This window comes from Shouchella rhizosphaerae (assembly GCF_900142675.1).
Classification (GTDB): Bacteria; Bacillota; Bacilli; order Bacillales; family Bacillaceae_D; genus Shouchella; species Shouchella rhizosphaerae.
The window spans coordinates 41,858-62,384 of sequence record NZ_FRBS01000005.1; the positions used below are offsets into that span (position 1 = coordinate 41,858).

The window sequence follows — 20,527 nt, forward strand, 5'->3', positions numbered from 1 at the left end:
TTATGATGAAACGATATTGGTATAGCATGACATTAGTTGTGTTTAGTATGGTCGTCTTTAGTTGGTTGGCTATTAGCTCCACGCTAAAGCAGCAAGATATAAAGGAAATCGCCGATGGCATCGAGCTTAAAACGATATCTGGCTCTGAAGACGTCATTGATGGTTTTGGCATAAGAGGGCAAAACGAAAGGTATTATGCTGTCCCTTTGTATGGAAAGCTAAATAAGCCTTCCTTTCTTGAATCGCTTGATGCTCACCCAAATCCGGCTATTAATGAATTGCAAAAACAGTTCCGCTCCTTTTTTAGAGGAAAAGATACATGGAACTCCCTATACGTAGATCAAGATTTTATTGTCCATATTGACGTTCCCTCTCAGTTTCATCCGATCGAAAAACCACAGTCACTTCAAATTAGCTGGCTTGATCGCTCGGAAGGGCAGTCGTTGGACTTTCGCATAGAAACCACGCCTTCGAAGCAAGTTGACTTGGTTGATATTCAGATCCGCGATTCGCTCTTGCATATTGCATTGCTCGAGTCCGTTGGCAACAGCGAAGTGGTTTCTCTTTATAAAATTGATCCGGGAAGCAAAGAAATCGAAGAACGCCAGGAACTTGCCCATTTCAGTGGGTCTGAAGAATATGTAAGTACGATAAGCAAAGCCGATATTTATCTAGATTCATACCCTTTTAGCTTTTTCTCGCCGAACAGCTATTTAACTTGGGCAGTTGAACACGTATCTCCAGAAGGCGACACAGAAATTGAACAAGTTTATTCGTATAGCTATGATAGCGAAGAGCTTGATGTCTTGTCTGAAGACAATAATAACAGCGAGGAAGTACAGCAAGCATTGGCGATGGAAAACATGGGCAAGTATGAACATTTTCAAGTCGGGAATGAGCTTATTCTTTTACAGCAGGATGGAAGCTATTTATCCTATCATCTTATCGATTTAGAAAAACATGATGGTCCGCTTCCTGAAGCAACCACTTTTGAAATCGACGGGGAAATTGCTACCGTTGCCTGTAAAGACGGCGTGTTGTATGTGTTTACTGTGGATCAAAGCCACCAAGACACCCTTGCCTATGTTAAAGCCATTCACTTAAGCTCCAACGAAGTCGTCTACGAAGGGCAATTCGTCAATACAAGCGATTCCTTCATCTCATTTAATTGGCTGGACGTGTACTACGAAAGGCCGCTATAAAACGACAAATGGTTAGGCAGTTGGGAAATTTCGATTTCTCAACTGTCTACCTTTTCCTCTCTGACCAAGGCACCCCCTATTTTTCCCACTTTTTACCAATACAACGGCACCTGGGATGGCAAGAAGCTTTGTATGTGGCGTTATGAAATCGCTTTCCCCACACAGGCAAGCTTTGAGAGAACTAGTAAAAAACAAAAAAAGAGCATCTTTTTAGACGCTCTTACTCATTAATTCCCGCCACTCTTGGACAAATTCTTTTATCTATGAATCATTGTTCTTGTTTTCAATTTTACGCTTCGTTGCTTAATAGGGACAGTCGCTGTTTTAGTTGCCCCTTGCCGTTTGCGCACAATCGACGTATTGTTTAGCGAGTGCCGTCAAACGTGGCCAATCGCGGGCAGCAATGATGTTTTTATCGAGCAAAGAGCCTCCTGCACCGACTGCGACTGCACCAGCTTTTATAAACGAGGCTAAGTTGGTTAAATCAACGCCCCCTGTCGGCATCATCCGCACCATCGGCAGCGGCCCTTTCACTGATTTGATAAAAGAAGGCCCAACGCAATCAGCAGGAAACACTTTCACGACATCGGCGCCCCATTTTATAGCCTGGTACGCTTCTGTAGGCGTAAATACGCCAGGAATGACAATCGTCTCCCTCCGTTTCGCCACTTCAATCGTACCTTTGTCGAGAATAGGGGCAAATACAAACTTAGCCCCAGCGTCAATGGCCGCTTCAGCTTGTTCTGAACTTAGCACTGTACCGGCACCGACGACAGCACGATCGCCAACGAGCTTGCTTAAGCGCTCGATCACACCTAAAGCATCGTCTGAATCGAGCGTAATCTCTAAACCACTAATGCCACCCTCAATAAGAGCACTGGCAATGTTTTCAATGTCTTCGACAGGCAGCTTTCTCATAACAGCCACTACCCCAGAAGACAAAAGCTTGTCTAAACTCATATGGAAACCCTCCACAGTTGTCTTTGTACTTGGATCTTCATTAGTATAGGAGCTTAATGCAAACGTTGTCAATCAACAAAAATGCGATCACGAAATCAAATAATCGGTTGCCGTTTGAAATCCTTGTTTTTTTGCGTAGGCTAAATCGAATTCCTCATCTACATGCATGCAGCACACAACAGACCGGTTCTCTTCGGGGACAAGTTCGATCAGCTTACGTAATGACAAGTGGACATTTCCTGGATAATCGGCCGTGCATGTGTCTTGGTAAAAGACGTCATATTGTCCTGCTTTTAATTTTTGCAACACGTCGGCGCTGATTGCATTGGCATCGCCGCTATAGTAAATATGGTTGCCTTTCGTGTTGATTTCGTAGCCAAAGCAAAGCAGATTTTCAGCATGCTGCACTTGTACAGGTACAAGCTCGATCCCGCCGCAGCCTTCGTACATATAGGCATCTTTTATTTCTTGCCAAAAGACATGGGTATCGTCTACTCCATTTCCTTTCAACACTGCCTTTATCGCCGGCAGCAATGCTTGAGGCGCTAGCACTGTTACTTTTGCTTGAAATGCTGGTTCCATTTTAAAATAGGAATAAAAAATCAAATCGCCCAGGGAGCCTATATGGTCAGGGTGAGTGTGGGTCATGGCGACGTGGATCGTCTTAACCCCGTCTAATACATGAAATGATTGCAAACGATGAAACGTAGAGCTGCCGCAATCAATCAAAAAAAGCTGGCCACTCTCTTTTGCCATGATGCCGTTATTGCCTAGTTTTGTATGAAACGCGCTGCCACAACCAATAAAAGTAAACACGAATGCACCTTCCTTTCTTTCTAATAAAATACCATAACTTGCCCATCTAAAAACAGGATTGCATTTTCTCACCAACTAGCCGTATAGTGGAAAACGAACAACCTTTTATATAGAAAGGTGTGCAAGCGAATGAAAATTAAAAGCGGGGTTGAACAAGCTGTTTGCATCCTTGTCATTTTAGCAACGCAAACGGGGCAGCAACATGTCAAAAGCGATACCATTTCCGCCCGTCTCCGCGTGTCTCCTTCTTATTTAAAGAAAATTATGCGCAAACTTGTCATCAGCAAGCTCATTACGAGCGTCCCTGGCAATAGCGGTGGCTTTGCCCTTGCCAAATCGCCTGAAGCGATCACCATGCTTGATATTCTTGAAGCCATTGAAGGAACAAGCCCGTTCTTCCAGACGGAAGGCTTAATTCAATATGTTTTCCCTGAGATTCCAGCGGCAGAAGCCGGTTCAAAACGGCTTGAAGCCATTTTTCTGGAAGCGCAAGAACAATACATGGCTAGCTTGGCCAAGACCACATTGGCAGAAGCGATTCATCAGACGTTAAACCGAGAAAAGATCGAGCTCGTTGACTGGAACCGCGCCCTCGGTTCTCCTGATATTGCCCAATTAAAAGAACAGCGAAATCACTAGACGGACAGGAGCGTTGCTATTTTTCGGGCCAGCTTACTGTTTGCCGTTCAAACGTTTTCGTAACTGATAGAAATAGGCGACAATCCGCATCAACCACTTGGGCACTCGTTTCGGAAAATAATATTGGCCATAATGGCGCTCATACCCTCTCTTTAAGTCTTGCCATTGTGTGCATTGCTTTTTTTGAGAAAAACGAGCAATATCAATTAAGCGGACAGCGCCTGTTTCTGTCAGCAGCAGGTTATGCAAGTGGATGTCAGACGGATTTAAGCCGGCCCTTCTTGCCAATTCAAGGGCCTTGTCGACTTGGGCAACGTGGTCCCTTGTAATCGCCACACCTTCTGCTAAGCAGTCAAAAAACGTTTTTCCACGAATGAAATCCATCACTAAGTATCCTTCACCGGCTTCGTAAAGGCGAGGAAAAAAAGAAATACCCGCTGCTTTCTCATAGTTGCGTGCCTCTTCCATCGCCAAATGCTCAAACGGCGGATAGAACACTTTGATCGCCCGCTGTTCCCCTATTATTTTGAAAACGTAAGCACTCCTGCCCTTGCCGATGAGTTCCCAATTGGCAGGAGTGTTTTTTAGCGCTATCTTCCCGCCTTGTTTGACAAATACAAGGTTGGCCAATTCATCTCTATAGATTGTAGACGTCTCCGCATTCATCGCTTTTTTGACATTCGCTTTGCCAACTCTTTTTTGATACCCGGCAAAAGATGTTTTTGTGCTTGTTTGACCCCTTCCCGTACCGCTTTCGATTTTAGTAGCTTTGTTAATTTCGACATAACCGATCTCTCCCTTAGTTTTCTAGTGGACGCCGCAGGCAAAAGCACGCAAAAAAGACCTTTGCCCACAGCATGGACAAAGGTCTCGCAAGCAGCGCATGAAGCTTGAGCTGCCAGCAGTGCCGAGGATTGCTCCTGTAATGACGACAGCTGCTTTTATGCTACTCCCCTTTGGGAATTTCCTATAGATTTTGTTTAACTATACGATATCCTTGTGTTGGCTGCAATAGAATCCATGCTTTCACACAGAGTCTTTACAAATCGTTTACGTTTTGTTGTTGAGTCCCACTTAATGCAAATGCTTGGTTTCGTTCCGTTCTTTTTTGCGGTAAAAATAACCCCAATAGACGCTAGCCACCATTCCCGGTACAGCAGCAATCGCTGCCGCTCCCCATAAATCGCCTCCTCGCAGCTGACCATCGGCCCAAAAATAGTGGAAAAGGTAGCGTAAACCGGCGCCAGCTCCGCCGCCAACAAGAGCCCCAAAAAGCAAAAATCCAGCAATAATCAACAATGTGTGTCGTTTCATGTTCGTTTCCTTTCTAACTAAAGGTGTTACCTTGCTATTTCACGTTTGCTGTTTGTTTAAACATCATAAACGCACGGCAAAGAACTCCTATGCTAAACTAGAAAGAGGAATTCACACTGTACCTTTTCACCAAAGGAGTTTATATAATGAGCCATCTCCACACGCTAAAACAAATTTCCCAGACATTAAATGCCGAGAATGACTTAAAACGTATGCTTGATAACGTGTTGCACACATTGCTTGCGGAGCTCGATTTTTCGAGTGGCTGGATTTTTTTAATTGACCAAATGGGAAACCATACCCTTTATGCTGCAAGCGGCATTCCGCCAGGACTTTCACGAAAAAATTGCACCCCGTTAAAAGAGGGCGGTTGCTGGTGCAAAAACCAATTCCTACATGGGACATTGGAACGGGCTGTTAATATGATTGAATGCCAACGTTTGGAACGGGCGATTGAACGAGGCTGGGGCGAAACAAACGGCATTACCCATCACGCTACAGTTCCCATCTATGCAGGTGAAGAGCCACTTGGCATCTTAAACGTGGCCCATCCCCAAAAACACCATTATGCACAAGATGAACTGGAGTTGTTAGAACTCATTGCTTTGCAAATCGGAACAGCGATCAAACGTGTGGAGCTTGTTGCCTTTGAAGCGGAACAGGCTGAATTAAATGAACGGCAACGCCTATCCCAGGATCTCCATGATTCAGTCAACCAATTGCTTTTTTCCGTTAACATGACGTTGCAAGGGATGGCTATTCGGACAAAAGACGAGGAAATGAAAGAGAAAATGTCTGACGTTTCCAAATTAGTTAGCGCCGCATTAGGTGAGCTTCGGGCCATTATACGAGGCCATTCAGGAGAGGAATTAGAGGCTGGACTGGCACAAGCAGTCGAACAGTACAGCCGCTTAATCGGCATTTCTGTACGCCTCCTCCTTCCTACTGAGGTTGACTGGCCAGCAAAAACAGAGTTAGCTACTTACCGAATCATCCAAGAAGCATTAAACAATTGTAAAAAACATGCTGGCGTGAAAGAAGCAACGATTTCTTTAACAAAAGCACAAGGGGAATGGCTTTTAACCATTTCTGATCAAGGCGAAGGCTTTGAAACAAACCACGTTAGCCGCAGACAAGGACTTGATTCAATCCGCAAACGGGCAAAAGAACTAGGCGGGCAGGCGTTATTGATATCTGCACCAGGGAGTGGCACGACGTGGGAAATTCGCTTTCCTGATAAAAAGGGGGAAAAGGAATGAGAATTTTGCTAGCTGACGACCACCATGTTGTCCGTAAAGGGCTTGCCTATTTCTTAGAAGCCCATCCCGACATTGAGATTGTTGCTGAAGCAAGCAATGGCGAAGAAGCGGTAGCATTGTATGAGCGCCACCGCCCCGACATTCTATTAATGGACATTGACATGCCAGTCATGGATGGTATTCAGGCGACACACGTCATATTACGCAATCATCCACAGGCAAAAGTGTTTATGTTGTCAGGCTATGGAGAAAAAGACTTTGTGATCCAAGCACTGCAAGCAGGAGCTTGTGGCTATCAGCTAAAAGATGTGGAACCTGATGTGTTGATCCACACGATTCAGGCTGCTAATAGCGGGGAACTTCCTCTTGACCCCCGGATTATGAAGCATGTGCTCACCCATGTCGCGCGCTCGGCCAATTCTGTCGCTGACAAAGTGAACCGTTTGACAGACAGGGAAGTCGACGTGCTGAAAGAAATCAGCACTGGCAAGAGCAATAAAGAAATCGCAGCTGCGCTGTTTATTTCCGAGAAAACGGTAAAGACCCATGTTTCCAATCTCCTTGGCAAATTGGAGCTTCAGGATCGGACGCAAGCTGCGTTGTTTGCGATCCAAGCAGGGATTGCTAAGCCCATTTCATTTTTGGATGAACAATAAATTCCACTTCTTCCCCATTTGGATGGACAAAATAAAGCGACTCTTCGTCTCGATTAAGGAGAAACCGCTCGGTAAGCGCAAAGCCGCGTTTTTTGGTATTTTCCAGCACAGCAAACGCTTCATGATCGGCTAAAGAAAAAGCGAGATGGAGCGTTTGCCCTTCCAGTTCTGTTTCCACGAGTTCCAGTGTGAACGGCCCTTTTCGGAAAAAGGCAAAGCGCTCCTCGCCCGTACTTATACACCATTCCCACCTGAAGCCTAGCGTTGCTACATAATAAGGCCAGGCTGCCTGTAAATCAGCGACAGCCAGGCCTAGATGATGGATCTTCACGACCGCTCCTGCCTCATTAATAAATTCATGTCGCCGAACTCATGCCACAAATAACGCTTTGCAACCGCTTCCTTATAAATGGCTTTTACCCCTTCTTCACCAGCAAAAGTTTGCAACAAATCAATATGACTTGCTTCTTGTTCGTGAAAACCTGTCAACAACCCATCGACAGCGGTCAGCTTGCTTGTACGGGAAAGATAGAGTGACGTTACCCCAGCTTGCGGAATGATAGTATTGCCATCGCTTGCTGTTTCTAGAGCACGGACGACTGTCGTTCCAACAGCGATCACCCGTCCTCCATTCGCTTTGGCGTCGTTTATGATTGCCGCCTGCTCATCTTCAATGGAGAATGCTTCCGGATGGAGTGCTGGATTCGGCCATTTGTCGTCGCCATAATAGCTTAAACCGGCATGAAGGGTTACAAAAGCAAGGCGAATGCCGTGTTTTTGTAAATGGGCAAGCATCCGCCACGTAAATGCCCGTCCAGCAGAAGGCATTTCGACCGAACCAGGAATGCTAGCGTAGACCGTTTGGTAATCTTGCAATGGCCAAGAGCGGGCCACATGCTCATAGCGAATCACATCCCCTTGCCTATAAAGCTCGCGGAGGAGCCGGCTGGAACTACAGGAAAAAACAAGCCTGACTAACGGCGGCTCTGTCCCAGGGCCTGTTACAAGTGCCTTTAGCCCATGCATAAACTCAAGCTTCTTGCTGCTTTCCCCTAGAATAAGCCCATCCCAAGTGCCGTCTTCAACTTCACGGGACAAACGGACACGGATGCCATCAACTGTTTTTAGTTCAGCCGGGATTGTGCGACTATTATTAAACACGAGCACGTCGCCCGCTTCCAGCTGATGAGCTAATTGGAAAAATCCCCCGTGTACGATTCGTCCACTGTCACTCCAATACGTCAGCAAACGAACGCCGTCCCGCATTTGCCCCCGTTTCTCAGGAGGCGTGTCTGCATCTAGCCGCTTTTCTGTCGGAATCAACATCATCGCTCCCCCTCTTTCTGTTGGTGGACGATCGCTTCTTCACGGCTGCCGTTTGCGGCTCCTTCCTCAATTAAATAGTCAAAGACAGCCAAACGCTTTTGTGGTGGATCAAGGAAGTAATCGCAATCAGGCAGCGCTTGGGCGTGCATATCTGTATCCATTTCGCCAGGATCGACGAGATGGAAACGAACGTTGCTGTCAGCAACTTCATCGGCCCACGTTTGTACCATGCCCTCGACTGCAAACTTGGAAATGCCGTAGGCGCCCCACTCAGCAAACCCTGTCTTTCCTGCTTCTGAAGTGAGCGTAATGACAATGCCACTATCACGGGCAAGCATTGTCGGCAAAATTTGCTTTGTAAGGAAATACGGAATAAGTGTATTTGTTAACAATACCTCTTGAAAAGCGGCATCTGGATAATCAAGCAACAAGCTTGGTCCAGGCCCGAAAATCGACGCATTGTTAATCAACACATCCACTTTTTTATACCGTGCCAGCGTAAGGGCAGCAAAACGCTCCGCATCTTCAGCCTCCGCCATATCACCTGCTACCGCGACGACCGGTATGTTTTCAGCCTGCAGCGCCGAGGCGAGCTGCACTAAGTCATCCTCCGTCCGTGCTGTCACAGCAAGAGCGTACCCCTTTCTTCCGTAATGCCAAGCTAAAGCACGGCCCAGCCCTTTTGTTGCTCCCGTAATCATTACAATCGTTGCCATTGCTATCCCTCCCTAAGATGTATACTCTCATCTTAAGAAAACGGGCCTCCTCCTGCTTCAGCAGGCAGGTGTAAATGTGGTTCCACCTTTCGTTCTGTCGCGCATACATCTTTTGGTGTATAAAAAATAGGTTCGCCTAAGTTCTATTGTTCGTCTCGGCTGACAAGCGTTTCTATCCGCCTGAATATGGAGAGGTATTAATCAAGGTTTAGTCCTATTGGAAGTAATCGGATAAATGGTATAATTTTAAAACCCTTTGTGTGAGTGATACTCAGTACAAATACTAATTAAAGAAAGGTACGTTCACAAATGGAGAATTTACTTCGCGTTAAGACAAGGCAAGAATTAAGAGATTGGCTTGAGGAACATTCAACTACAGAAAAATGTTGTTGGATAATTGTAAGCATGGCGGAACAACCAAATGTTATCCAGTATGTAGATGCTGTGGAAGAAGCATTATGTGTTGGTTGGATTGATGGCCTAAAAAAGAAAATATCAGATACTGAACTAGCTCAAAGGCTTTCCCCGAGAAAAAAGAACAGTCATTGGACAGAATTAAACAAAGAAAGAGTACGGAGATTAGACAAATTAGGTTTGATGAGAGAAGAAGGAATGAAAGCACTCCCCGATATGCGACCTGAATCTTTTACAATTGATAAAGATATAGAATCTCGTTTGAAAGAAGAGGAGCAATTATATCAGAACTTTATTCATTTTCCTGAACTATACAGAAGGATTCGAATCGATACGATACAAAGTTATCGAAATGAACCGGACACGTTCAATAAGCGATTGAAAAAGTTTATTGAACATACAAGAGAAAATAACATGTACGGTCAATGGAATGACAACGGTCGCTTAATCGATTATTGAGGAAAGGAACGTACAATTGAAATTAGAACGTTTGATATCGATCATATTCAAGCTCCTAAACAATGAGATTTTGTCCGCTTCTCGTTTAGCTGATGAATTTCAAGTATCATCGCGAACGATTTATAGAGACATTGAAGCCATTTGTGCGGCTGGGATACCAGTCGTTTCATACCAAGGCACGAACGGTGGGTTCGGTATCATCAAAGGGTATAAATTTGATAAAAGTTTAATCGGTTCCTATGACCTATCGAATCTCATTACGGTGCTTCGTAGTTTATCGGGTATTTTTGAAGATAAAACAATTGACCATACGATTGAAAGGCTAAAATCACTCGATCCAAGTGGAAACAATGGAATTTTATCAGTTGACTTAGAAAGCCATCGAACAGAAGCACATTCATTAATCGGTCTGCGAAATGCGATACAAGAAAAAAGGATCATTCGCTTTGATTATGTAAGTAGTAAAAACGAATGGACATCACGGGAAATAGAGCCTATTCACATTCAATATAAGTTTCGCAACTGGTATTTATATGGCTACTGCAAAGAACGGGGCAACTATAGAGAATTTAGAGTATCACGTATGATGAATATTACGCTGACAGAAAAAACATTTGCCAAAAATCACGACGTGAAAAGGGATACATCTTTTTCAGCTAAAAATCTAGAACGATTTGAGGATGTTGTCATTTGGGTAAGTCGCGATTCCTTAGTAGAAGTGTTGGACCAATTCCAGCATGCTTCAAAAGTTAAGAACAGTGATGGAAGTATGACGTTTACCATTTCTGTGTATCAACCTTTGCATGCTCGATGGTTAAAATCGATTCTTTTAAGCTTTGGCAGCGGCGTTAAAATTGTCAAACCTGTGGAATTACAAACGGTTTTAGTAGATGAGGCAAAAAAAATAATAAATGTTTATCGAGATGTATGACAGGCTGTTGTCATACATCTTTTTTTATACTACAGCTATCAACCGTTAAGGAGTCGATCTGAAAAATGAACCATGCAAAAAAGATGTACCACTATCATATTTGGGCGAATCACGTATTACTGGAAAAAATGAACGAATTGCCAAGCAATGTCCTATACGATGAGGTGCGCAGTTCGTATCCGACGATTGCCCAAACGTTTAGCCACATTTATGTCGTAGATGCAATGTGGCTCGCCGTCCTAAAAGGAATCGATATGCAAGAAGCACTGGAAGAATCGATCGCCCTTGTCGAAAAAACGAATCGATACTCTATAGACGAATTTATTCAGTCTTTTGAACAACTAGCTTCACAGTATGACGAGTGGATGAATCGCCAAAAAGACTTAGAACAAAAAATACAAGTGAATAATCCATGGTCTGGCGCTAGAGAAACGGCTTACGCAGAAATTTTACTCCATGTTGCCAATCATGGCACGTATCATCGAGGCAACATCACAACCATGTTAAGGCAACAAGGGTATGCTTCGACAATGACTGACTTCTCCTTGTATTGGTACCAAAGCTAGGCACAAAAAAAGGTTGGCAGCGAAACGCCGCCAACCCTTTTTTTGTTAATGAGCATATTGCAAAAATTGCGTACGGATCGCGTGGGCGACGCCGTCCTCATTATTGGAAGTTGTGACGATATCTGCAGCGGCTTTTAGCTCTGGTATACTATTTTCCATCGCTATGCCGCAGCCAGCATATTCGATCATCGACAAGTCATTGCCGTTGTCGCCGATGCACATCACTTCTTCACGCTCAAATCCAAGCTTTTCAGCAAGATGTTTGACCGCATTGCCTTTGCTGACAAGTGGATGGAGAATTTCATAAAAAAACGGCGCGCTCTTGACCATGGAATAACGTTCCTTTACAGCAGCTGGAATTGCGGCAATCGCCTGATCCAGTTTTTCAGGTTCATCTATATACATCACTTTTGGCACGAGTATCGAAGGATCCGCTTCCTTTACTGGACAATAACGCAACGGAACTTTTGTCAGAAACGACTCATACACCGTATAAGAGCTAATGTCTCGGTCTCCAGTGTAAAGCCGCTTATCGTCAAAATAATGCATAGGCGTATTTAACGTTTTTGCCAGTTCGTCTAACTCGACTAAATCATTATAGCGGAGCGTATGTGAAACAACGACTTGATTGGTATGCGTATCTTGTACAAGCGCCCCATTGTAGGCGATCACATAGTCGCCCTTTTGGTTCAATTCCAACTCGTGCAAATAGCGGGTGACGCCACCTAAAGGACGCCCTGTACAAAGAACGATTGTCGCTCCCGCTTGGCGTGCTTCTAAAAGCGCCTTTTTCACTTCCGGTGTCACTTCATGATGGTCATTCAACAACGTCCCATCCATATCAATCGCAATCAATTTGTACATATTTTCCACTCCTACGCTTCTCTCTTTTTCGATATGCCTCCTTGAGAAATTCCCTTTCCCAAGCAAGGGGTTACTGGAACAGCGTACTCACCGATTGCTCCCGATGAACTCGGTAAATTGCTTCCGCCAATAGCGGGGCAATTGAAAGCACAGTCAAGTTCCCAACCTTTTTATCGTCGTCTAATTCAATCGTGTTGGTGACGACAATCTCTTTAATTGGCGCCATTTGCAACCGTTCAATTGCCGGCCCTGTCAAAACAGGATGGGTACAACAGGCATAAATCGCACTCACTTTGTTTTCTTGCAACGCATTGGCCGCTAATGTCACAGTGGCCGCCGTATCAATTAAATCATCTACAATAATCGCTTCCCTTCCCTCTGTGTCGCCGACAACGTTCACAGCTTGTGGAAACCCTGGTTCTGGGTGGCGTTTATCGATAAAGGCAATTGGCGCATCCAAATATTCTGCTAATCGCCGCGCACGGCCAAGCCCAGAATGATTTGGCGCCACAATTACAGGTTGCTTAAGCGCTTTGTTTAGAAAATAACGCGCTAAAAGTGGCAGCCCTTGAAGTGGGTCAACAGGGATATTAAAGAACCCTTGAATTTGCGGGGCATGCAGATCAACCGTTAAAATCCGGTCTGCCCCTGCCGTCTCTAGCAAGTTGGCAACCAGTTTGGCTGCAATCGGCTCACGTGCCCGAGCTTTGCGGTCTTGGCGAGCATAGCCAAAATAGGGAATAACCACATTGATTTCTTTTGCAGACGCCCGCTTTAGCGCATCGATCATAATCAATAGTTCCATTACGTGTTCATTGCCAGGTTGTGATGTTGATTGAACGACAAACACTTTTGAACCGCGGACACTTTCCTCGATATTGATTTGCACCTCGCCGTCGCTAAAGCGTTTAACCGAACTTTTTCCAACTGCACAACCGAGCAAAGAAGCGATTTCATTTGTCAGCAATGGATTGGAGTGAACGGTGAACAGCTTAAACTTCTTTTTGTCAATAGAATAACCCACATGCATCCCTCCGCACTGTGTCTCACATTCGATTTTAGCGTACTTTGCCGCGAAGCACAATGTGGCGTCATTTTTATGCGGCGAAAGACAGCGAAACCAAGGAACGAAAAAAACTGCCGACCTCTCCCTACATAAGGGAAGGTCGGCAAGTATGGTTCTTAAAACCCTCTTGTGGTCATTGTTAGTGGCAACGCCTCTGGCTGTGCACAACTACTCTTCATATAATAAGAGCGCTCATTTTCTGATGAGGCAAGGACGCCATGCATAGCTTCAAGGACATGGTAAGCCATGCGCCCATTTGCGCGGTGCGGACGACGTTCTTGAATGGCATGAACCATATCAAGCACGCCGAGGCCACGGCTGTTGTCTTGGAAGCCATAAAGGAGCGGAACTTCTTGAAACTCTTGTTCTCCTTGCCTCTTCACATAAACGGGCCCGCCAAATGTATTCGGGTCAGGCAAAAGCAACGACCCTGTTGTGCCGTGTACTTCTAAGTTCGGCGTCTTTGAGCCCCATACATCAAAGCTTGTAACGAGCGTGGCGATTGCCCCATTTTCAAAATCAAGCACACTGGCTAAATGGGTTGGCGTCTCCACTGATATCGTATCGCCAAATTTTGGCGCAGACGTGATCATTCTTTCTGTATATGCCTTGCCAGCCGAAGCTGTCAGACGCTTAATTGGGCCAAGCAAAGAGATCAGCGCAGTTAAATAGTACGGGCCCATGTCAAACATTGGACCAGCCCCGACTTTATAAAAGAAGTCCGGATTTGGGTGCCAGTTTTCTGGGCCATGGCTCATCATAAATCCGTTTGCCGAAACCGGTTTTCCAATCCAGCCGTCATCAATTAGTTTTTTACACGTTTGCAAACCGCCGCCAAGAAATGTATCAGGAGCAGCCCCTAACAGCAGCCCTTTTTCGTCGGCAAGCGCTTGCAGTTCATCTGCTTCCTCAAGCGTTAGCGCTAATGGTTTTTCGCCATATGAATGTTTGCCCGCTTCAAGCGCCCGTTTATGGACGACATAGTGGGCAGACGGCGTAGTTAAATTAATAACGATGTCAATGTCTTGATTGGCAAAAAAATCATCCATTTCCATTGCTTCCACGCCACTATAGCGGTCCGCCTGCTTCATTGCTTGCGCAAAATTCAAGTCAGTACAAGCAATAATCTCAATTGCATCAAATCGGTTATTCATTTGAAAATAAATATCACTAATATTCCCACAACCGACAATGCCTGCCTTTAACGCTTTCATGTCACCACTCTCCCTTCAGTCCACCACATTATAGCGCTTTCATTCTATTTCGTAAATGAAAAATAGCAACCTATTTCAGATTCTATTTCAGATTTCGTTGCGATTAAGGCAAATGGACAAGCATCAGCTGGATGGGTTGTGGCGGTTTTAAACCCGCCTAGTCCTTACCGTGAATTGAATAAAGAGGAAATCCATAAAACTCCTCTGTTTAGCTAACGATCTAATGTACCCTGAAATATTTTGCTGGTAGAAATTTGTTGATCTTCTATCGTATCGTATGAACCTTCAAACCAGTTCATGGGCTGTATAGCCTACTCCCTTGTAAATTGTGTTGTATTCTCCATTTTAACAATACATCAATATAGGGTTCTCCATAAATAAAACGTTGCATAGGCTTCCCAATTTGTCCAAGCGGCAGCATACTGTTTGATTTCTTTTTTTGTTGGTTTTGTTTCGGATCCTGTGAGTAGCTTAATTACATTATGCAAACCGACATCATCGATTGGAAAAGCGGTAGGAAATCGCAAACAGCGCATTAGAACATAATTGGCTGTCCAAGGACCGATGCCTCGTATTTGAATTAAGTTTTTTTCAGCATCTTTAAAGTCCATTTTTATTATTTTTTTCTTCGACAATTCTCCCCTCGCCATAAGCTTGGCAATTCCAATGATATATTCACTTTTTTTTACCGTCATTTTAATACCTGCTAGGTCGGTAGGTGTTAACTGTGCAATTCGTTCGTACGGTGGGAATACCAATACTTTTTACCATTCCATTCGATGGAATCGCCAAATCCTTCTACAAATTGCTTCTTTAATGAGTATGCAAACGCTAAGTTAATTTGCTGCCCTAGAACACCCCAACATAAAGCCTCAAATAAATCGGGAATGCCGACGACTCGCAATCCATAAAATGTTTCAACCGTCTTTTTAAGTAATGGATCTGCTTTTGCCATTTCTAAAATGGGGTTAAATCGGTATTAAGATCAAACCATTCATGAATATATTTTACAATTTTTTCTCGTTGCCACTCTTCGCTAGGTCTAGAATCATTTAAAAACTGGACAACCATTTGTTTATTATCAATGACGCTTATCTGTATCAAGGACCGAATTTCCCCAATGGCTATCATTCTTGTAATGTGATCGTTCTCAGTTTCATACATACATTCATTTTTTTCTCTTTTTAGATAGCCTAGGTTAGCATTCATGTCAAACTCTTCAGGTAATGCAATAATCATCTCATCGTTGATTTCATGCCATGTCACTTTTTCATCTCCTCTCTTTATGACTATTACCAAGAAAACTCACACTGATTGAAGTTCACTTTATCACATAATAATCAGTACTGATTTTGTTATCTTGCTATTACATTCTAAACACCTTATATTTTTTTATTTATAAGGTTATAGTGTTAGGTATTAAAGATGCTAAAAAGAAGGAAATAAAAATGGTTCAAGCCAAGATATAAAATGTAAAATGCTTAAATTGGATTCAATTTATAAGGATTTTGCAAAGCTTTCAGCAATATTAACAAACTTTATAGTGAGGAAGAGTCATACAGAGCCGCCATTAAGGGGGGATATTGTAAGGAGAGGTGAGAGGAATGCCGGATCGTATCAATCATCCATTACAACAGAGTCATGGTCACGGCGTTTTGACTGACGAGAACCTGATGACAAAGGAAAAGTGGCAAGCAATTATAGACAATGATGCCTCGTACAATAATCAATTTTTCTATGCCGTAAAAACCACCAGGATCTTCTGTAAACCGTCATGCAAATCCCGCGTTCCTAAAAAAGAAAATGTACGTATTTTTTCAAACGCAAAACAAGCGCTCCAAGCAAATTTCCGCCCTTGTAAACGTTGCAAGCCTACGAATGAGAACTTGCCTGATCGTGAATGGGTAGCTCTTATAACGGAATACATCGATAAAAACTTCATTGAAAAGTTAACTCTAGAAACGTTAGCAGATATTGCTCACGGGAGTCCCTATCATTTGCATCGAACGTTTAAAAAAATGAAAGGCATCACACCAGTCGAATATATCCAACAGGTTCGATTAAACGCTGCTAAAGAGTATTTGATTCACACAAATAAAGCGATTGCGGATATCGCCATAAGTGTAGGTATGCCTAACACGTCCTATTTTATTACTTTATTTAGAAAGAAAATAGGACATACACCAGCACAATTTCGTCAAATGAGTAAAATGGAGGAACGGTAAAATGGAATCAAAGAACAAACCAATCCTTTATTGGTCTTTGCTAACGTTTAAGGATTTGAATTTTTATATTGCTTCCACATCTAAGGGACTTGCGTTTGTTGGCTCACCGAACAAACCATTCGAGGAATTGTCCGAATGGGCTAAGAAGCGCTTTAGCAGAAGTCCTTTGGTGGAAGCAGCTGAAAAGCTTGAGCCCTATGCGGTTGAAATCACCGAGTATTTAGAAGGAAAACGGAAAACCTTTACGGTTTCATTTGATTACGATGGAACAGCATTCCAGCTTGCAGTCTGGAACGCACTTTGTGCAATTCCGTACGGACAAACTAGGTCCTATTCCGACATTGCCAATTCTATAAATAAACCAGCAGCCGTTCGAGCTGTAGGGGCGGCGATTGGAGCGAATCCAGTATTAATCACCGTACCATGTCATCGTGTAGTAGGAAAGAATGGATCATTAACTGGCTACCGTGGTGGATTAGAAATGAAGACACGGCTTTTGGATTTGGAAAGACAAGGCTTATCGAGCAATGAGTGATTAGTGAAAGTAGGTTCCGTCACGGGGATCCTAGTCCTACCGTAAATTGGGTAGAGTGGAATAAAACAAAAAATCCCCGCCGCTAATTTGCGGGAATGACTACATAATCACTTGTTCGAATACTTGTTAATCCAATTCTTAATATCACCATCATCATACATGTATTCTCCAGGAGCCAATAGCGTATCTAGGCCTGAGACAACTGTTAAAAACTTGAAAACAGTTAGATCCGTTACAGGGTGATCGTCTGTCACCACATATTTGGAGGCCCAGTCAGCCACTTCTTCTTTTGTAAGTTTATTTTGTAGCACAAGCTCCAGTTTATCAATAATCTCTTGTTTAGCAGGTTCTCTCATTTTCTTTACCACCTTTCGATCGTGTATTTCCCCTTAGCGACTTGAGGGGAATCATTTTAGGTAAGTCCAAAAAGTAACCCTGTAGCCATTGAAAAAGAACCTATCATGATATACATGCCTTTAAACTCTTTTATTTTTTGGGTTAGAGATAAATGTTCGTTTACTACATAAATGTGTTGAAACTGAAATGCATTCAATTTTGGTGCGGCTATGTAGCAAACGAAGCAAGTGGCAAAAATAAAGACAATAATGGAAATTAGATCATATGACCAGCCATTCGATAAAAGTGTTACAGTATACACAATGATAAATAGGCCAATCATATACAGAGGCATAAACACAAATGCTAAAAGCTTGTTTTTTTTGTTTAATTTTCGATCTGCCAAGTGCTAACACTTCCTTTATCGGTCATATAGCCAACCAAAAACCCCTGGGGAGGAACGGTTTTCGTACTCACTCATATGAGCCTTTCCGTTTGCATCAACTTCTATATACACTTTTGTATCCCATGTTTCCCCTTCATCAGTACTTATTCCACCAGCAGAAGGAAAAGGTACATGTCTCTATATTAAAATAAAAGCTAATAGGTTTATAGTTGATGTTTCAAACAAATTCCGTCTCGAATATAGATGAACCTCTTGGTTTCGAGACGGAAAAATTTATCCGTGATGCATAATCAATGCACAAACTGCAATACCGATAGTGGTTACTGCATATCCTGCAAGTGTTGGTATATATTTCATTATTTTGTCTTTGAGGGGCATATCCGCATCCTCATAAAACATCTCCTTATATTCGTTTATTTCAAAGAAGGGATTACATACCCAACAAATAATCAAAGGGGCTGCAATTACTGGAATCACCCCTTGATAATTTGTTTTCCCTAAAGTGAAAATAAAATAGAGCATCCACGCTACTAACATAATAATGCCAGGCATCAACACAAAAGCTTGAAATTTGTTACGTAAGTCCATCTATCTTTTCTCATGCTGTTCCATCTAATCACCTACTTGTTATCTTAAGGAACACCTCTCAAATTATGAAATAGATTGCTCTAAATTCAATTCGAATTATACGTTATTTTACATTTTGAGATGAAAATTACGGTGTTTCATTATTGTGTGAAGTGGTATAGGAAAGCGATCCCTGCAAAGAATGCAGCTACGATGCTATATTCTGCTATAGCGCGACTATTTTTTTTAACTTTTTCTTTGATAGACATGGATTTGTCCTGATAATAAAGAGTGTTAAAGTGAAATTTGTTACTAATTGGAACGTATACCCAACAAAAACCAATAGTTAAAATCAAAATGGTTATGACTCCTTCTGCTTTTATAAAAGTTAAGGAAGTAACAAAATACAATGATAATGAAACTGCCATCATATAAAGCGGCATTAACAGAAATGCCTGTATTTTATTCCAAAAAGTCATAGATGTAGTTGGTTCTTCCATATATCTCACCTGCCTCACTTATTATCTTTTGTAAAGTATTCAATTACTTTATCTACAATATTTTTTCGGTCTTCATAGTCGCCTATTCTAACTTCCCCATTAGGTTCGACTTCGATGTGCACTTTTGTATCCCACGTTTTACCTTCATCATCACTTAGCCAAACAATTATCTCCTGACTTCCTGTTTTGGGCATCGGCGTTCCAATAATAGGCAAACTACCTATCACAAGGTTTTTACCATAATCTTTTCCGAAATCAACAATTGTTTTATCATTTTTTTCTTTTATCTCACCGGCGTCCTTATTACTGTTATTTATTTTTTTAGAATCACCACGAGAGAAGGATTTACCTATTCTATAACCTATAATTCCACCAAAAAACGTTGTTAAGTGACTTATGATAACGTTAGACTTTGTTTGCGTGTATCCATTTGTATAATAGTGTACATCAGGATCGTTTCTAAATAAGATAAATTCTCCATTTTCAACCGTATAATGAAGTTCTTTACCTGACACGGTAGTAAACGTATGTACACGTACCCCAGCGTCTTTTAACGCTTCTATATCTACGTACTCCCCTTTTACTTCAACATGCCCGTCTCCCCAATCGTTGATAATCTCGCCTTGCCCCATCTTGGCCACATCTTGAATTTCGTTCCCGTTCGCGTCGACAGTTGTACCTGCAATCTGATGATCTGGCGAGTAATGATGAACCACATCGATATGGCCACCAGCCAAATAAAGTCGCTTAGCCGCATTTAAGATGAACGGATTGTTAAAATGAATAAATCCAAACGGATTTGGTGAAAGCAAGAAGTTCTGTGTATGTACCGCTTGGTCGTTAAAGTTCTGATATGGAGTCAATACATTATACGTGCCATTTAACATCGGATGCATCGCTTTTATTTCTGGTGGCACATCTTGGGAAGCAATGTAGCCGGCAAGTGCCGTAATGCTAACACCTGATTCAATCGCCCCATTTAAGCCTGCAACAAACGAGCTAATTGGCGCCATCAACGAAATCAGTTGATCGACCGCTGCTGATTGCGCATGGTCGAAAGCATAGAGCTTTTCAACCGTATTCATTGCATGCTGCTTCGCTTCGTGTATCCCTTTTTGTACGGCGCTTGTGTCAATTTTAGGCAAAGACACAATATCCGAGACGCTATCAACAACACCATTAATTCTGTCTTGATGTTGTTGGATTCTTCGCTGATTTTTTTCTAATTGAGGAATGACTTCTCCTTCAATAAAGCTTTCATCAATCACTGCATCGCTGCTCTCAAAGCTTAGCGCGTTCATCCGCATTTTTGCCGTAGCTATTTTAACTTGTTGGCAGGCCATCGTCCAATAGGAAAGCAGCGGCACATGGTTATTGGCGTAAAAGTTTTTGAGCGCTTCTCCGCCTTGCCCTGTGAGATTGTCTCCCAAATTCACGACGCCTTGAATAGCAGAATGAATGTTGCTCAATGTCTCTGTGTACTGATTCATGTCCGAGTCGATCTTATCGAGGGCAGAGAAAAAATCAGAGGCAACATACTTTTTCATTAGCTATGC

The 20,527-nt window shown here is 42.9% G+C and carries 25 protein-coding genes and 1 pseudogene; 9 read left to right on the forward strand and 17 right to left on the reverse strand.

Annotation, left to right across the window (positions count from 1 at the left end; translation table 11 throughout):
* Nucleotides 1-5 precede the first annotated feature (5 nt).
* A complete protein-coding gene (locus BUC05_RS14345) occupies nt 6-1,202 on the forward strand; it encodes a hypothetical protein (protein ID WP_011247977.1) in 1,197 nt (398 codons plus the stop codon).
* A 324-nt stretch (nt 1,203-1,526) separates the two neighbouring features.
* Here the strand turns inward: BUC05_RS14345 and BUC05_RS14350 are convergent, their stop codons facing one another.
* Nucleotides 1,527-2,162: a bifunctional 4-hydroxy-2-oxoglutarate aldolase/2-dehydro-3-deoxy-phosphogluconate aldolase gene (locus tag BUC05_RS14350; RefSeq protein WP_011247978.1), complete on the reverse strand. Its 636-nt coding sequence runs from the start codon at nt 2,160-2,162 to the stop codon at nt 1,527-1,529.
* A gap of 87 nt (nt 2,163-2,249) precedes the next feature.
* The gene (locus tag BUC05_RS14355; protein WP_011247979.1) at nt 2,250-2,978 is read right to left on the reverse strand and encodes an MBL fold metallo-hydrolase; all 729 of its coding nucleotides are present in this window, start codon (nt 2,976-2,978) and stop codon (nt 2,250-2,252) included.
* Nucleotides 2,979-3,107: 129 nt separating this feature from the next.
* Between BUC05_RS14355 and BUC05_RS14360 the strand changes: the two genes are divergently transcribed.
* Nucleotides 3,108-3,617: an RrF2 family transcriptional regulator gene (locus BUC05_RS14360; protein ID WP_011247980.1), complete on the forward strand. Its 510-nt coding sequence runs from the start codon at nt 3,108-3,110 to the stop codon at nt 3,615-3,617.
* A gap of 33 nt (nt 3,618-3,650) precedes the next feature.
* Here the strand turns inward: BUC05_RS14360 and BUC05_RS14365 are convergent, their stop codons facing one another.
* From BUC05_RS14365 to BUC05_RS14370, 3 genes are all read right to left on the reverse strand, one after another.
* A complete protein-coding gene (locus BUC05_RS14365; RefSeq protein ID WP_035202811.1) occupies nt 3,651-4,283 on the reverse strand; it encodes a serine/threonine protein kinase in 633 nt (210 codons plus the stop codon).
* On the reverse strand, nt 4,280-4,402 hold the full coding sequence (locus BUC05_RS21940; protein WP_257006216.1) for a hypothetical protein: 123 nt from the start codon (nt 4,400-4,402) through the stop codon (nt 4,280-4,282). Before BUC05_RS21940 ends, BUC05_RS14365 begins: the two co-directional genes overlap by 4 nt.
* Before the next feature lie 289 nt (nt 4,403-4,691).
* On the reverse strand, nt 4,692-4,931 hold the full coding sequence (locus BUC05_RS14370; RefSeq protein WP_011247982.1) for a hypothetical protein: 240 nt from the start codon (nt 4,929-4,931) through the stop codon (nt 4,692-4,694).
* A gap of 146 nt (nt 4,932-5,077) precedes the next feature.
* On the opposite strand from BUC05_RS14370, the gene BUC05_RS14375 reads away from it, so the two are divergent.
* Nucleotides 5,078-6,190: a GAF domain-containing sensor histidine kinase gene (locus BUC05_RS14375; protein ID WP_011247983.1), complete on the forward strand. Its 1,113-nt coding sequence runs from the start codon at nt 5,078-5,080 to the stop codon at nt 6,188-6,190.
* Entirely contained in the window at nt 6,187-6,846 is a 660-nt protein-coding gene (locus tag BUC05_RS14380; protein WP_035202813.1) for a response regulator, read from the forward strand. Before BUC05_RS14375 ends, BUC05_RS14380 begins: the two co-directional genes overlap by 4 nt.
* On the opposite strand, the gene BUC05_RS14385 is transcribed toward BUC05_RS14380, so the two are convergent.
* From BUC05_RS14385 to BUC05_RS14395, 3 genes are read right to left on the reverse strand one after another with little or no spacing between them, the layout of a single operon-like run.
* The gene (locus BUC05_RS14385) at nt 6,815-7,177 is read right to left on the reverse strand and encodes a VOC family protein (protein WP_011247985.1); all 363 of its coding nucleotides are present in this window, start codon (nt 7,175-7,177) and stop codon (nt 6,815-6,817) included. The genes BUC05_RS14380 and BUC05_RS14385 overlap by 32 nt on opposite strands.
* Nucleotides 7,174-8,172 (reverse strand): S-adenosylmethionine:tRNA ribosyltransferase-isomerase, encoded by a 999-nt coding sequence (locus BUC05_RS14390; protein ID WP_035202815.1) that lies wholly within the window; start codon nt 8,170-8,172, stop codon nt 7,174-7,176. The genes BUC05_RS14385 and BUC05_RS14390 overlap by 4 nt, the downstream gene beginning before the upstream one ends.
* Entirely contained in the window at nt 8,172-8,888 is a 717-nt protein-coding gene (locus tag BUC05_RS14395) for an SDR family NAD(P)-dependent oxidoreductase (protein WP_035202817.1), read from the reverse strand. Before BUC05_RS14395 ends, BUC05_RS14390 begins: the two co-directional genes overlap by 1 nt.
* A gap of 309 nt (nt 8,889-9,197) precedes the next feature.
* Here BUC05_RS14395 and BUC05_RS14400 point away from each other — a divergent pair, with 309 nt between their 5' ends.
* From BUC05_RS14400 to BUC05_RS14410, 3 genes are all read left to right on the forward strand, one after another.
* Nucleotides 9,198-9,761, forward strand: coding sequence for a YdeI/OmpD-associated family protein (locus BUC05_RS14400; RefSeq protein ID WP_063608549.1), 564 nt, complete (start codon nt 9,198-9,200; stop codon nt 9,759-9,761).
* A gap of 16 nt (nt 9,762-9,777) precedes the next feature.
* Nucleotides 9,778-10,692, forward strand: coding sequence for a helix-turn-helix transcriptional regulator (locus BUC05_RS14405; RefSeq protein ID WP_011247989.1), 915 nt, complete (start codon nt 9,778-9,780; stop codon nt 10,690-10,692).
* Between the two features lie 65 nt (nt 10,693-10,757).
* The gene (locus BUC05_RS14410) at nt 10,758-11,258 is read left to right on the forward strand and encodes a DinB family protein (RefSeq protein WP_011247990.1); all 501 of its coding nucleotides are present in this window, start codon (nt 10,758-10,760) and stop codon (nt 11,256-11,258) included.
* A 45-nt stretch (nt 11,259-11,303) separates the two neighbouring features.
* Here the strand turns inward: BUC05_RS14410 and yidA are convergent, their stop codons facing one another.
* The 4 genes and pseudogenes from yidA to BUC05_RS14430 form a co-directional block, all read right to left on the reverse strand.
* Nucleotides 11,304-12,122: a sugar-phosphatase gene (gene yidA / locus BUC05_RS14415; protein WP_011247991.1), complete on the reverse strand. Its 819-nt coding sequence runs from the start codon at nt 12,120-12,122 to the stop codon at nt 11,304-11,306.
* 70 nt (nt 12,123-12,192) lie between these two features.
* On the reverse strand, nt 12,193-13,146 hold the full coding sequence (locus tag BUC05_RS14420; protein ID WP_011247992.1) for a ribose-phosphate diphosphokinase: 954 nt from the start codon (nt 13,144-13,146) through the stop codon (nt 12,193-12,195).
* A gap of 158 nt (nt 13,147-13,304) precedes the next feature.
* Nucleotides 13,305-14,402, reverse strand: coding sequence for a Gfo/Idh/MocA family protein (locus BUC05_RS14425; protein ID WP_073305181.1), 1,098 nt, complete (start codon nt 14,400-14,402; stop codon nt 13,305-13,307).
* Nucleotides 14,403-14,758: 356 nt separating this feature from the next.
* Nucleotides 14,759-15,668: pseudogene (locus tag BUC05_RS14430) on the reverse strand (DNA glycosylase).
* Nucleotides 15,669-16,006: 338 nt separating this feature from the next.
* On the opposite strand from BUC05_RS14430, the gene BUC05_RS14435 reads away from it, so the two are divergent.
* Together BUC05_RS14435 and adaB are read left to right on the forward strand one after the other, a co-directional pair.
* The gene (locus BUC05_RS14435; protein WP_073305183.1) at nt 16,007-16,627 is read left to right on the forward strand and encodes a bifunctional transcriptional activator/DNA repair enzyme AdaA; all 621 of its coding nucleotides are present in this window, start codon (nt 16,007-16,009) and stop codon (nt 16,625-16,627) included.
* A 1-nt stretch (nt 16,628) separates the two neighbouring features.
* Nucleotides 16,629-17,162 (forward strand): methylated-DNA--[protein]-cysteine S-methyltransferase, encoded by a 534-nt coding sequence (gene adaB, locus BUC05_RS14440; protein ID WP_073305185.1) that lies wholly within the window; start codon nt 16,629-16,631, stop codon nt 17,160-17,162.
* A gap of 107 nt (nt 17,163-17,269) precedes the next feature.
* On the opposite strand, the gene BUC05_RS14445 is transcribed toward adaB, so the two are convergent.
* From BUC05_RS14445 to BUC05_RS14465, 5 genes are all read right to left on the reverse strand, one after another.
* Nucleotides 17,270-17,518, reverse strand: a complete 249-nt coding sequence (locus tag BUC05_RS14445) for a hypothetical protein (RefSeq protein ID WP_167369578.1) — start codon at nt 17,516-17,518, stop codon at nt 17,270-17,272.
* Between the two features lie 56 nt (nt 17,519-17,574).
* The gene (locus BUC05_RS14450; RefSeq protein ID WP_073305189.1) at nt 17,575-17,904 is read right to left on the reverse strand and encodes a hypothetical protein; all 330 of its coding nucleotides are present in this window, start codon (nt 17,902-17,904) and stop codon (nt 17,575-17,577) included.
* 273 nt (nt 17,905-18,177) lie between these two features.
* Nucleotides 18,178-18,492: a hypothetical protein gene (locus BUC05_RS14455; protein ID WP_011247999.1), complete on the reverse strand. Its 315-nt coding sequence runs from the start codon at nt 18,490-18,492 to the stop codon at nt 18,178-18,180.
* A 140-nt stretch (nt 18,493-18,632) separates the two neighbouring features.
* Nucleotides 18,633-18,971: a hypothetical protein gene (locus BUC05_RS14460; RefSeq protein WP_041824017.1), complete on the reverse strand. Its 339-nt coding sequence runs from the start codon at nt 18,969-18,971 to the stop codon at nt 18,633-18,635.
* A 14-nt stretch (nt 18,972-18,985) separates the two neighbouring features.
* Complete coding sequence (locus tag BUC05_RS14465) at nt 18,986-20,518, reverse strand: LXG domain-containing protein (protein WP_073305191.1); 1,533 nt, start codon at nt 20,516-20,518, stop codon at nt 18,986-18,988.
* Nucleotides 20,519-20,527 lie beyond the last annotated feature (9 nt).

Bases quoted from the DNA above. Each gene is read 5' to 3' on its own strand.
- BUC05_RS14345 (WP_011247977.1), top strand. From the start codon at position 6: ATGAAACGATATTGGTATAGCATGACATTAGTTGTGTTTAGTATGGTC.
- BUC05_RS14350 (WP_011247978.1), bottom strand. From the start codon at position 2,162: ATGAGTTTAGACAAGCTTTTGTCTTCTGGGGTAGTGGCTGTTATGAGA.
- BUC05_RS14360 (WP_011247980.1), top strand. From the start codon at position 3,108: ATGAAAATTAAAAGCGGGGTTGAACAAGCTGTTTGCATCCTTGTCATT.
- BUC05_RS14365 (WP_035202811.1), bottom strand. From the start codon at position 4,283: ATGAATGCGGAGACGTCTACAATCTATAGAGATGAATTGGCCAACCTT.
- BUC05_RS21940 (WP_257006216.1), bottom strand. From the start codon at position 4,402: ATGTCGAAATTAACAAAGCTACTAAAATCGAAAGCGGTACGGGAAGGG.
- BUC05_RS14370 (WP_011247982.1), bottom strand. From the start codon at position 4,931: ATGAAACGACACACATTGTTGATTATTGCTGGATTTTTGCTTTTTGGG.
- BUC05_RS14375 (WP_011247983.1), top strand. From the start codon at position 5,078: ATGAGCCATCTCCACACGCTAAAACAAATTTCCCAGACATTAAATGCC.
- BUC05_RS14380 (WP_035202813.1), top strand. From the start codon at position 6,187: ATGAGAATTTTGCTAGCTGACGACCACCATGTTGTCCGTAAAGGGCTT.
- BUC05_RS14390 (WP_035202815.1), bottom strand. From the start codon at position 8,172: ATGTTGATTCCGACAGAAAAGCGGCTAGATGCAGACACGCCTCCTGAG.
- BUC05_RS14395 (WP_035202817.1), bottom strand. From the start codon at position 8,888: ATGGCAACGATTGTAATGATTACGGGAGCAACAAAAGGGCTGGGCCGT.
- BUC05_RS14400 (WP_063608549.1), top strand. From the start codon at position 9,198: ATGGAGAATTTACTTCGCGTTAAGACAAGGCAAGAATTAAGAGATTGG.
- BUC05_RS14410 (WP_011247990.1), top strand. From the start codon at position 10,758: ATGAACCATGCAAAAAAGATGTACCACTATCATATTTGGGCGAATCAC.
- yidA (WP_011247991.1), bottom strand. From the start codon at position 12,122: ATGTACAAATTGATTGCGATTGATATGGATGGGACGTTGTTGAATGAC.
- BUC05_RS14425 (WP_073305181.1), bottom strand. From the start codon at position 14,402: ATGAAAGCGTTAAAGGCAGGCATTGTCGGTTGTGGGAATATTAGTGAT.
- BUC05_RS14435 (WP_073305183.1), top strand. From the start codon at position 16,007: ATGCCGGATCGTATCAATCATCCATTACAACAGAGTCATGGTCACGGC.
- adaB (WP_073305185.1), top strand. From the start codon at position 16,629: ATGGAATCAAAGAACAAACCAATCCTTTATTGGTCTTTGCTAACGTTT.
- BUC05_RS14445 (WP_167369578.1), bottom strand. From the start codon at position 17,518: ATGAGAGAACCTGCTAAACAAGAGATTATTGATAAACTGGAGCTTGTG.
- BUC05_RS14455 (WP_011247999.1), bottom strand. From the start codon at position 18,492: ATGGACTTACGTAACAAATTTCAAGCTTTTGTGTTGATGCCTGGCATT.
- BUC05_RS14460 (WP_041824017.1), bottom strand. From the start codon at position 18,971: ATGGAAGAACCAACTACATCTATGACTTTTTGGAATAAAATACAGGCA.
- BUC05_RS14465 (WP_073305191.1), bottom strand. From the start codon at position 20,518: ATGAAAAAGTATGTTGCCTCTGATTTTTTCTCTGCCCTCGATAAGATC.